Annotated in this window: 11 protein-coding genes and 2 pseudogenes; 9 read left to right on the plus strand and 4 right to left on the minus strand. The window is 61.1% G+C overall.

From position 1 onward, the window contains the following. Positions 1–2: 2 nt before the first annotated feature. Positions 3–257, minus strand: coding sequence for a DUF982 domain-containing protein (locus NKI49_RS02945; protein ID WP_352695523.1), 255 nt, complete (start codon positions 255–257; stop codon positions 3–5). Positions 258–518: 261 nt separating this feature from the next. Here NKI49_RS02945 and NKI49_RS02950 point away from each other — a divergent pair, with 261 nt between their 5' ends. The 6 genes from NKI49_RS02950 to NKI49_RS02975 all read left to right on the plus strand — a co-directional run bounded on the left by NKI49_RS02950 (position 519) and on the right by NKI49_RS02975 (position 4,796). Continuing rightward, positions 519–1,262 carry a DUF4142 domain-containing protein gene (locus NKI49_RS02950; protein ID WP_352598652.1) on the plus strand — a complete coding sequence of 248 codons (744 nt, stop codon included), beginning with the start codon at positions 519–521 and terminating at the stop codon, positions 1,260–1,262. Between the two features lie 15 nt (positions 1,263–1,277). Next, positions 1,278–1,883, plus strand: coding sequence for a general stress protein (locus tag NKI49_RS02955; RefSeq protein WP_352598418.1), 606 nt, complete (start codon positions 1,278–1,280; stop codon positions 1,881–1,883). A gap of 209 nt (positions 1,884–2,092) precedes the next feature. Continuing rightward, entirely contained in the window at positions 2,093–2,641 is a 549-nt protein-coding gene (locus tag NKI49_RS02960; protein ID WP_502899451.1) for a DNA-3-methyladenine glycosylase, read from the plus strand. A gap of 211 nt (positions 2,642–2,852) precedes the next feature. After that, the gene (locus tag NKI49_RS02965; RefSeq protein ID WP_352598415.1) at positions 2,853–3,047 is read left to right on the plus strand and encodes a hypothetical protein; all 195 of its coding nucleotides are present in this window, start codon (positions 2,853–2,855) and stop codon (positions 3,045–3,047) included. Positions 3,048–3,244: 197 nt separating this feature from the next. Beyond that, entirely contained in the window at positions 3,245–4,054 is an 810-nt protein-coding gene (locus NKI49_RS02970) for a nucleotidyltransferase family protein (protein ID WP_352598414.1), read from the plus strand. Further along, positions 4,047–4,796 (plus strand): metallophosphoesterase family protein, encoded by a 750-nt coding sequence (locus tag NKI49_RS02975; RefSeq protein WP_352598413.1) that lies wholly within the window; start codon positions 4,047–4,049, stop codon positions 4,794–4,796. The genes NKI49_RS02970 and NKI49_RS02975 overlap by 8 nt, the downstream gene beginning before the upstream one ends. 36 nt (positions 4,797–4,832) lie before the next feature. Here the strand turns inward: NKI49_RS02975 and NKI49_RS02980 are convergent, their stop codons facing one another. Next, on the minus strand, positions 4,833–5,018 hold the full coding sequence (locus NKI49_RS02980) for a hypothetical protein (protein ID WP_352598412.1): 186 nt from the start codon (positions 5,016–5,018) through the stop codon (positions 4,833–4,835). Between the two features lie 181 nt (positions 5,019–5,199). Here NKI49_RS02980 and NKI49_RS02985 point away from each other — a divergent pair, with 181 nt between their 5' ends. Together NKI49_RS02985 and NKI49_RS02990 are read left to right on the plus strand one after the other, a co-directional pair. After that, positions 5,200–5,364: a hypothetical protein gene (locus tag NKI49_RS02985; protein WP_081689674.1), complete on the plus strand. Its 165-nt coding sequence runs from the start codon at positions 5,200–5,202 to the stop codon at positions 5,362–5,364. Positions 5,365–5,495: 131 nt separating this feature from the next. Beyond that, a pseudogene (locus NKI49_RS02990) lies at positions 5,496–5,981 on the plus strand (flavodoxin family protein); the annotation flags it as partial. Positions 5,982–5,983: 2 nt separating this feature from the next. On the opposite strand, the pseudogene NKI49_RS02995 reads toward NKI49_RS02990, so the two are convergent. Continuing rightward, positions 5,984–6,199, minus strand: a pseudogene (locus NKI49_RS02995) (DUF1236 domain-containing protein); the annotation flags it as partial. A 187-nt stretch (positions 6,200–6,386) separates the two neighbouring features. Here NKI49_RS02995 and NKI49_RS03000 point away from each other — a divergent pair. Beyond that, a complete protein-coding gene (locus NKI49_RS03000; protein WP_352598410.1) occupies positions 6,387–7,031 on the plus strand; it encodes a DUF1236 domain-containing protein in 645 nt (214 codons plus the stop codon). 32 nt (positions 7,032–7,063) lie between these two features. Here NKI49_RS03000 and NKI49_RS03005 read toward each other — a convergent pair whose 3' ends face one another. Beyond that, positions 7,064–8,938 (minus strand): multicopper oxidase domain-containing protein, encoded by a 1,875-nt coding sequence (locus NKI49_RS03005; protein ID WP_352598409.1) that lies wholly within the window; start codon positions 8,936–8,938, stop codon positions 7,064–7,066. Positions 8,939–9,121 lie beyond the last annotated feature (183 nt).

Genomic DNA, 9,121 nt, shown 5'->3' on the forward strand with positions numbered 1-9,121 from the left:
ATCTAGATCTGATCGCTGAGCAGGATTCTGGCGTCCTTGGCCGCGACAATGAACGCTTGTCGTGCAACCCTGGGCGGTTTCTCGCCGCGCATGACGGCAAGGCACGCTTCGATTGCCGCGAGACGCCTGGCGCATGCTGGTTTCGGCCAGTCGCGCAGCAGCACTTGAGCTGCGTCCGGCACCGAAACCACGACCCTGTCGCGGTCTATCCGGCCAGGCTGGATGACAATTGGCTTTCTGAAATGTCCTGTACGCACGGCACCCCCCGCGAAAGCAGACCGGCCGCATCGCGGCAGAGCACTCCTCCAATCGCGCAGCCGCGGATTTGTTCCCGCCGCGAGATATTTTTCTTGCGAGTAGCTTTTTGGCGACGTCGCAAGGCTTCTCGTCCTGAAGGGCGGGAGCCGGCAAATTGTCCCACAGCGGCCGTCCGCTCCGGCACATCTCGGTGTCGGAACAAAGGGCTTTTCGACTTGTTAGGGCGGTCCGCGGAATCGCGCACCGACAGGACAAAGCCAATGAAAACGCGACACCTTCTTGCCTCATTCGCCGCTGCTTCCATTGTTCTCGCAATGCCCGCTTTCGCTGCCGACGGCGCGCAGGATTTCGTCGATAAGGCCGCTGCGGGCGGCAAGTTCGAAGTGGATTCGAGCAAGATTGCCCAAGACAAGGCTCAGGATCAAAGCGTCAAGGATTTCGCGCGAACGATGATTCGTGACCATGGCGCGGCCAACGCCAAGCTGGAGGCGGTTGCCGGCGAACAAAAATTGAAAGTGCCGGCGGCGCTCGACGCCCAACACCAGGGCGATCTGGACAAGCTTCAGAAGGCGCAAGGCCCAATTGATCCAGCCTATGTCGACATGCAGCGCAAGGCGCACGCCGATGCCGTCAAGCTGTTCGAAACCTATGCCCGGGACGGCGACAACGCGGCCCTCAAGACATTCGCCCAGCAGACGGTCGATACGCTGAGGCTGCATAGGGAGATGATTGAAAAGATCGCCGCCGCGCAGGATTCCATCACTGGAGCGACAACGCCCGCGGTGAAGACCACGAACACTCCCAACGCCGCCACTCTCGTCCCCGGCGCAAATAGTTTCACCGAGACGCAGGCGAAGAGCCGCATCGAGGATGCGGGCTATTCCAACGTATCGAAGCTTACGAAGGACAACCAGGGCATCTGGCGCGGCCAAGCGAGCAAGGCAGGTGCAAGCTTCGCCGTTGGGCTCGACTACCAGGGCAACGTCGTCGCCAGCAGCAACTGAGCAAGGAGAGATCAAATGAAAACGGTAACTGGATTGTTCGACAATTACGACGATGCGGCCGACGCGGTCGGTGAACTGGAAGCGACGGGAATCCCGGCGTCGGACATCAGCATCGTCGCCAACAACGCCGATGGCTGGTACGACGGAAATCGTTCCGAAGCCGCTGAAGATGCTGCCAGTGGCGCAGGAATAGGGGCCGTGATCGGCGGTGCCGGCGGACTGCTGACAGGGTTGGGCGTCATGGCCATTCCGGGCGTCGGACCCGTGGTCGCGGCCGGGTGGCTTACCGCCACGGCCACCGGCGCGGTTGCCGGTGCGGTAGCGGGGGGCGCGGCCGGTGGAATTGTCGGCGGCCTGACAGGATCGGGCGTGCCCGAAACCGATGCCCACGTCTATGCGGAGGGCGTACGCCGAGGCGGCACCTTGGTCACCGCCAAGGTGGAGGATGAGCTTGCTCTCAACGCCGAGGAGATTCTTGGACAGTCCGGGTCGGTCGACCTGAAGGAGCGTCGCAGGACATACGAAGCCGGCGGCTGGACGAGGTTCGATGCCAATGCAGGCGAGTATGCTCGCGACAGGACCGATCGCGGCGACAGCACCCGCGTGACCAACCGGCCCTGACGACAGACAAGCCTCGCGGGGGCAGTTCCCCACGGCTCCGACTCAGGTTGGCAAATGGCCCGAGACGGCCAACACCGGCGGTGCTGCCAGCTGCCCGGAGTCGTTGCCCTGGGCACTTCCCGTCATGCCTTGACGCCCGTCGTTCCTGAGTGGCACCAAGCTGTTTCGGTGCGGCGGGTTCGTTCTCTTCGCCGGTTCAGGATGCAGTGTTGCCAATAAGCAGTTTTTTCGATCGTGATGCCTACCTTGTGGCACGCGACATGATTGGCGCGACGCTTCGGTTGCATGGGGTCGGCGGAACCATCGTCGAGACCGAGGCGTATCGCCCTGACGACCCGGCATCACACGCCTTTGGCGGCAAAACGCTCCGCAATCAGGCGATGTTCGGTTCTCCAGGTACAGCCTATGTCTATCGCTCCTACGGTTTGCACTGGTGCCTCAACGCCGTGTGCCTTCCCGGCAGCGCGGTCCTCGTCCGTGCAATCGAGCCCCAATCGGGGCTGGAAACAATGCGGACCAATCGCGGACTTGATGACATTCGCCTGCTCTGCTCGGGGCCTGGACGCCTCTGTCAGGCGCTCGGCGTGGATGCCTCCTACGATGGGGCGCCACTCGATGCGTTGCCCTTTGAATTCATGCCGCGGCCGATGTCTGATCCTGCTCTGCTGATCGGACGCAGAATCGGCCTTTCCAAGGCCGCGGAGGCGGAGTGGCGGTTTGGATTGCGAGGCTCGCTATATCTAAGCCGCAAGTTCTGATCCGCCGCAAGTGCGGCCCGGCCGCGACTGGCTGATTGGCCCTGTGACTGGCGTCATTCGCCCGATCGGCTTTCCCGTTGCGGAAGTGCGTTCAACGCCGCACGCGTCGGACCCCCTTCACGAAATGTTACGTCTGGGAACGTTCCCGCGGCAATTTCTTTAATCCAAGGGAGGCGGTTATCGCCTCTCGTGACTGCAAAGGAGAAGAAGAATGCCCAATCAAGGTGGTAGCCACGAACAGCATGTGAAGGCCGGCCAGCAGAGCCACAAGAACATGGACAAGGGCCGCCAGCAACAGCAGGCGGCGGGCGACAGCCAGCGGCAGCAGGGCGATGGTTCAAGGACGCGTGGCGGCACTCATGAACAGCATGTGAGAGCCGGCGAACAGAGCCACAAGAACCGCTAACCGCAACTGTCCGCAAATCCCGGCGAGCCCGTCCCGAAAATCGAGGTGGGCTCTCGATTGTGCGCCGCACGGCGGCATTGAATCCGCAGGACGTCCCCACATCATCGCGGCGATGAATCCTGGCCCGTCCGCTGCACGGCGGAACCGGGCCGGGTCTACATTGTTACCCTAGGACCGGATTCGGAGTCGCTCGTTTCATGACCAATGGTCCTTTACCCGAGAACGTTCTGGTCGCGCTTCCCACGATCGATGCGAAGGCGGCGCCTACGCTCAAGAACGCCGAGGCGGAGGTGTTTTACACCGAGGCGATCCGCGAGCTTTCCGCCACGGACATCCCTTTTCTCGTCGCCGGAACCTATGCGGTGAGCGCCTATACAGGCGTCGCCCGCCAGACCAAGGACCTCGATATCTTCTGCAAGGCCGGCGACTTCGCGCGTATCCTTGCCCATTTCAAGGTGCTTGGATACGCGGTCGAAATCGTGGATGACCGGTGGCTTGGGAAAGTTTTCAAGGGCACGCATTTCTTCGACGTCATATTCGGCTCTGCGAATGGCATGATGCCTGTCGGCGACGGGTGGCTGGAACACGCCCGCCAGACGGAGTTGCTGGGCAGCAGGGTGAGGATCATCGGGCCGACCGAGCTGATCTGGTCCAAATGCTTCATCCAGGACAGAGGGCGCCACGACGGAGCCGACGTAGCTCATACGATTCTCAAGGCGCACGAGCAGATCGATTGGCACAGGCTGCTTTCCTATCTGGAGGTTCACTGGGAGCTGCTGTTGATGCAGCTTCTCAATTTCAGATGGATCTATCCGAGCGAGCGAGACCACGTTCCGGCGTGGCTGCTCGATGAACTGCTCGAGCGCCTCGGCAAGCAAAGGCAATTGCCGGCCCCCCGGATGAAGATCTGTCGCGGGCGCCTGCTTTCGCAAACCGATTACGAAATCGACGTCAAGGAATGGGGCTTTGCCGGCGTTGGCGGCGTAGGAGAATTTCGCGATGGCTGATCGCAACGAGAGCGCCACGCCAACCGACGGCGCACGCACGCTCAAAATTGCCGCGATGGGCGATCTGCATGTCAGGGAAGACGCTCAGGCCTCGTATCGCGATCTTTTTGGGGAAATATCGCGCCAGGCCGATGTTCTCGTCCTCACGGGAGATCTCACCAACCTGGGCAAGCCGCGTGAAGCGGAGTTGCTGGCCGAGGATCTGCGCAACTGCTCCATCCCGGTGGTGGGTGTGCTTGGCAACCACGACTATGAGTCCGACGCGGTGGAAGACGTCACGAACATCCTGCGCCAGGCGGATGTTCATCTCCTCGAAGGGCAGGCGGTCGAAATCGAAGAGGTCGGTTTTGTCGGAGTGAAGGGTTTCATTGGCGGCTTCGGGTCGCGCATGCTTGGCTCGTTCGGCGAACGGGCGATCAAGGCGATGGTCGCGGAAAGCGTGAACGAGGCAATGCAACTCGAAAACGCGATGCGCCAGGTCCGCGCGAAACGGACGCTGGTGATCCTCCATTACGCGCCAATTGTCGAGACCGTCGCAGGGGAGCCGCTGGAGATATTCCCGTTTCTCGGCTCATCGCGCTTGGCGGAAACAATCGATCGTTTCCAAGTCAGTGCGGTCGTGCATGGTCATGCCCATCGCGGCTCCTACGAAGGTCAAACGCCCGGCGGAGCCAAGGTCTACAACGTCGCCATGCATGTGGCCAAGCCGAGTGGCCGTCCCTACGCCTTGATCGAGATCTGAAGCGGCATCGGTACAACTGTAGCTTCTGGCAGGAGTTCAGTTCGCGGCGCTGATCGATTTCGCCAGTTCTTCGAGTTTCTTGGGGTCGTTGCCGTGGCGGCGCACCAGTTCGCGGGCCTGCCTTGAAGGCAGATCGGCCGTGGCCGCCAATTGCGCTACCTGCCGATCGTCGATGGCTATTTGCGGCAAGGTGTTGTCCAAATCTGCTGCTTTATCGTTCACGACGGTTCTCCTCGGTCATTGTCAAAAACAACGGCTTCAAAATCGGACCGGTTCCGAAAAGATTTGCAAACGCGTCGATAGCATTGCGATGCCAGCGATGCGTAGTCCGGCAATGGCGTGGATTCTGCCAGGAACCATGGCAAGGCGGACGAGTTGTGTCCACTGAACGGAGGTGATTTCGATGCAGCGGCCAAGAGAACCCGACCCCAATCGCGATGCGCCCATGCCGGCACCAAACTGGAAGCCCGACCCGATCGAGGAGCCCGACCCGGAAGGGCTGCCGGACGAGACGCCTTTGCCCAACCCCGACGAGAACGAGGAGCCGCCAATTCACGCCACCGGCTGACCGGGATTGGCGAGCGTTAGACGGGCCGCTGACGGCCGAAGTCGTCGCGGAGCGACAATTGTGTTGCCTCGTCCTATCGGGCGCGATTTGGGCCTCGCCGGTTGTGCCGAGAACCCGCACAGGAGCACCTCATGCGACTTAAGGCCTTTGCCCTCAATTGCACGCTGAAAATGCCCGGGGGTGCGGAGCCGTCGTCCACGGACCGGCTGCTTGCCGATCTGCTGTCGGCGATGGTGCCGCACGGTGTCACCGCGGAAATCGCTCGAGCGCTGGACCACGACATCAGGCCCGGCGTGCTGTCGGACATGGGCAAGGGAGACGGCTGGCCGAAATTGCGTCGGAAGATCGCCGAGGCCGACATCTTCGTGCTGGGACTGCCGATCTGGCTCGGCCAGCCGTCTAGCGTGGCCAAACGTGTATTGGAACGCATGGATGCGTTTCTGTCGGAGACCGACGAGAAGGGCCGGATGCCGGCCAGCGGCAAGGTCGCTTTGGTGGCGATCGTCGGCAACGAGGACGGCGCGCATGCATGTCACGCCGCATGCTTTCAGGCACTGAATGATGTCGGCTTTACCTTGCCAGCCAATGGCGGCGTTTACTGGGTGGGCCAAGCAATGGCGTCGGGAACTTCGTGAAGTTCAACGGTGTCCGGCAACGTTGAACCCAGATTGAGTTCCACTCCCGGAACCTGGATCGACGCAAGCGGCTGCTTCTTCACGTACTCTTTGATGACGGTTTCCTCCTGCGGCTGGATCACCACATCCTGTGCGGCAACTGCACCGGCACCCGCCAGAAAGAGCACGCTGGCTGCTGTCCCTATGAGATATGTTTTCATCGGTGTTTCTCCATCGAACGTTCGTCGGAGCCACCTCTCGCCAGCGGAATGCCGGCCGCGGGCAACCCGTGCCCGAACTGCTCAAACCGCGGTCGGTTCCAACTTTCAGATATATTAGCTTGAGGTGGAACAAAGCCATGCGGGGAGAGTTCGCGCCGAGAGGGACGACCTTTCAAGGAGAACTCTCATGAAGACCATTCTGATCACCAGTGTGTTGGCGCTCGGCGTCGGATGTGGAGCGGCAATCGCCCAGACTCAGCAGTCCGGTGGAGCGACGCAATCGGATGAATCCGGCAATTGCGTAACCGGCTCGACCAACTGCAAGAATGGCAAGACCGAGCAGCAGACGCAAGGCAAGGCCGGCACCGCGACCGAGCAGCAGACGCAAGGCAAGGCCGGCACCAAGACCGAGCAGCAGACGCAGGGCAAGGCCGGCACCACGACCGAGCAGCAGGCGCAAGGCAAGGCCGCGACCACGACCGAGCAGCAGACGCAAGGTAAGGCAGCGACCACGACGGATCAGCAGGCGCAAGGTAAGACCGGAACCACCACCGACCAGAATTCAACCGCCTCGATCAACAACGTGACCGTCGAGCAAAAAACCGAAATCACGAACGTGATCAGAGAGACGAAGGTCGAGCCTGTTGCCGACATCGGCGTGGACATATCGGTCGGCGTTACGGTGCCGAAGAAGGTGCGGCTGCATCGGCTTCCGAAGCGGATCGTCAAGATCGTGCCCGCCTATGAAGCCTACGAGTATTTCGTCTTGGCCGACGGCAGGATTGTCATCGTCGATCCGAACTCGTACACCATCGTGGCTATTCTGACCTGATTTGAAGCCAGGGCGGCGGTGACACTCGTCGATTAGCTGACATCGATGACGACCATCAGTCCGCCGCCACCCTTATCCTCGGAATTGTTGTTCGTGGTGTGATGAGGGATATGGCAGTGAATCAGCCATTTGCCGGGGCGTTGCGCCTTCCAGACGACGTCGTAGCGCTGCCCCGGCCCGACATTGACCGTGTCGGCCAGGAAGCGTGCCGAGGGAGCCAGCGTTTCCCCATCGCGGGCGACGACCTCGAAAGGACCGCCATGGATATGCATCGGATGGATGAAGCCATTGTTGGTGCCGATGAAACGCACCTTCAGCGTCTCTCCGACCTTCATGCGGATCGTGTCGGTTGAGGGATAAGCCCTGCCATTGATGGTGAAGTAGTTCGGCATGCCGCCATCCATAGGCATCGAGGGATAGGTCAGCCCTTCGCGCACCAGCCATTCCTGAAGCTCGATCACATAGTCGTGGTCGGCCTGAACCTCGTCCGCGGGATTGGCGGGGTCGATGATCAGCGCCCCATAGAGGCCGAGTGCCTGGGTGCGGTCCGGCTTGGCATGCGGATGGTAGAAATAGGTGCCGTGCTGGGTCGCGGTGAATTCATAGGAGTATGACTGTCCGGGTTCGATCGGTGCTTGGGTGATCTCGGCGGGCCCATCCATCTGGTTCGGCAGGATCATGCCATGCCAATGCACCGTCGTTTCCTCCGGCAGGTCGTTGGTGACGTTGATGCGGACCTTGTCGCCTTGGCGAATACGGATGCGAGGACCAGGAATCTGGCCATTGTATGCATAGGCATCCACCCTGACATTAGGCAGTATCTGCCAGCCGATCACCGATGGCTTGAGCTCGAAAACCTTGACGCCATTCTCCACGCGGAACGGCAATTGCTGGTCGCCTCTTGCGGCGAGGTCATAGGAGGCCGTCACCCGGCGCGGGTCGGCCGCCGCCATGTCCCGCATGGTTTCCGCCGGCGTGTCACGGTCCATGATCATGCCTTGCGGCATGATCACCCCGCCGACATCACGGGCCGACAGCGTCAGGTTCAGCCAATTCGCCGGCGCTGCCATGCCCATCGCCAGCGCAAGCACGGACACAAGGCCGAGCGTGGCGATCTGCGGCGTCGTAGCGTCCGTTTCCATCTGGTGGCCGCTGCTGCCTCCACCCTTGTGGGCGGCAATGCCGTGGTCTTGTCCCTGCCGCTGACACGCCGGCTGCCGAGCGTCCCTTTCGGTAGTCTGCGGGCGCTGCGTCATCAACCCGTGCTTCAGCCCACGTGCCACCAGCCAGGCATTGGCGGGATAGGCAAGCATGAAGCCGGCGATGACGCCGATCGACATGACGCCCCAGAACAGAAGCTCGGTCGGTTCCATCGCGCGCATGTCGCGACCCATCATCAGGAAACTCATGACAGGCGCCATGCCTGCCATCATGAAGTTCATCGAGATGAATTCGGGCAGGAAGCTTTTGCGCACGTTCTCCCAATAAGTGCCGCCCATCATCGACTTCATGAACAGCGACTGGAAGATGAAGAGGCCGAAGGCGAAGCCGGAGACATATTCCACGATGAGGTCGAGCCACATCGGCAGGCCGAGCGTCGCCGTGACGACGGCAGCGAGAATGATGCCTGTCGCGTCTCCGGCAACGCAGTGGATGGTCGAACCGGCGCCCTGTTTCCACAGCGGCCTGGTGAAATCCTCGTGCTCGCCCGGTCGCGGTTCCTTGTCGGCAAGCACATAAAGCAGCAAACCGAGCGGACCCATGTAGAGGGTCACCAGGATGAAACCCCATTTCATTACCGCTGGCTCGGGGTTGTTGCGGTATTGGTCGAAGCCGACATAGAGCGTCGAAGCGGCGGCAAGAGCGAACCAGACAACAAGGAAATAGTCGATCGGCTGGATGAGCATTGGACGCGTCCTGATCTCGGATCACTGGCTTGTGGGAACTGCCCCATTCAATGAACGCTGCCGTCGCGTTCGCGATCCAGCCAGCTGAAATTCGGCGGCATCGAATTCTTCCAGTCGTCCGCTCTTGTCGAAGCATCGCCGCGCGATAATTCCTTTGAAGGCGTGGGCTCTTCTCCGCCTCGA

Source organism: Mesorhizobium sp. M0587, from assembly GCF_040320945.1.
Classification (GTDB): Bacteria; Pseudomonadota; Alphaproteobacteria; order Rhizobiales; family Rhizobiaceae; genus Mesorhizobium.

Coding starts and splice junctions, on each gene's coding strand:
- NKI49_RS02965 (WP_352598415.1), top strand. CDS start 2,853: ATGCCCAATCAAGGTGGTAGCCACGAACAGCATGTGAAGGCCGGCCAG.
- NKI49_RS03005 (WP_352598409.1), bottom strand. CDS start 8,938: ATGCTCATCCAGCCGATCGACTATTTCCTTGTTGTCTGGTTCGCTCTT.
- NKI49_RS02970 (WP_352598414.1), top strand. CDS start 3,245: ATGACCAATGGTCCTTTACCCGAGAACGTTCTGGTCGCGCTTCCCACG.
- NKI49_RS02985 (WP_081689674.1), top strand. CDS start 5,200: ATGCAGCGGCCAAGAGAACCCGACCCCAATCGCGATGCGCCCATGCCG.
- NKI49_RS03000 (WP_352598410.1), top strand. CDS start 6,387: ATGAAGACCATTCTGATCACCAGTGTGTTGGCGCTCGGCGTCGGATGT.
- NKI49_RS02975 (WP_352598413.1), top strand. CDS start 4,047: ATGGCTGATCGCAACGAGAGCGCCACGCCAACCGACGGCGCACGCACG.
- NKI49_RS02955 (WP_352598418.1), top strand. CDS start 1,278: ATGAAAACGGTAACTGGATTGTTCGACAATTACGACGATGCGGCCGAC.
- NKI49_RS02950 (WP_352598652.1), top strand. CDS start 519: ATGAAAACGCGACACCTTCTTGCCTCATTCGCCGCTGCTTCCATTGTT.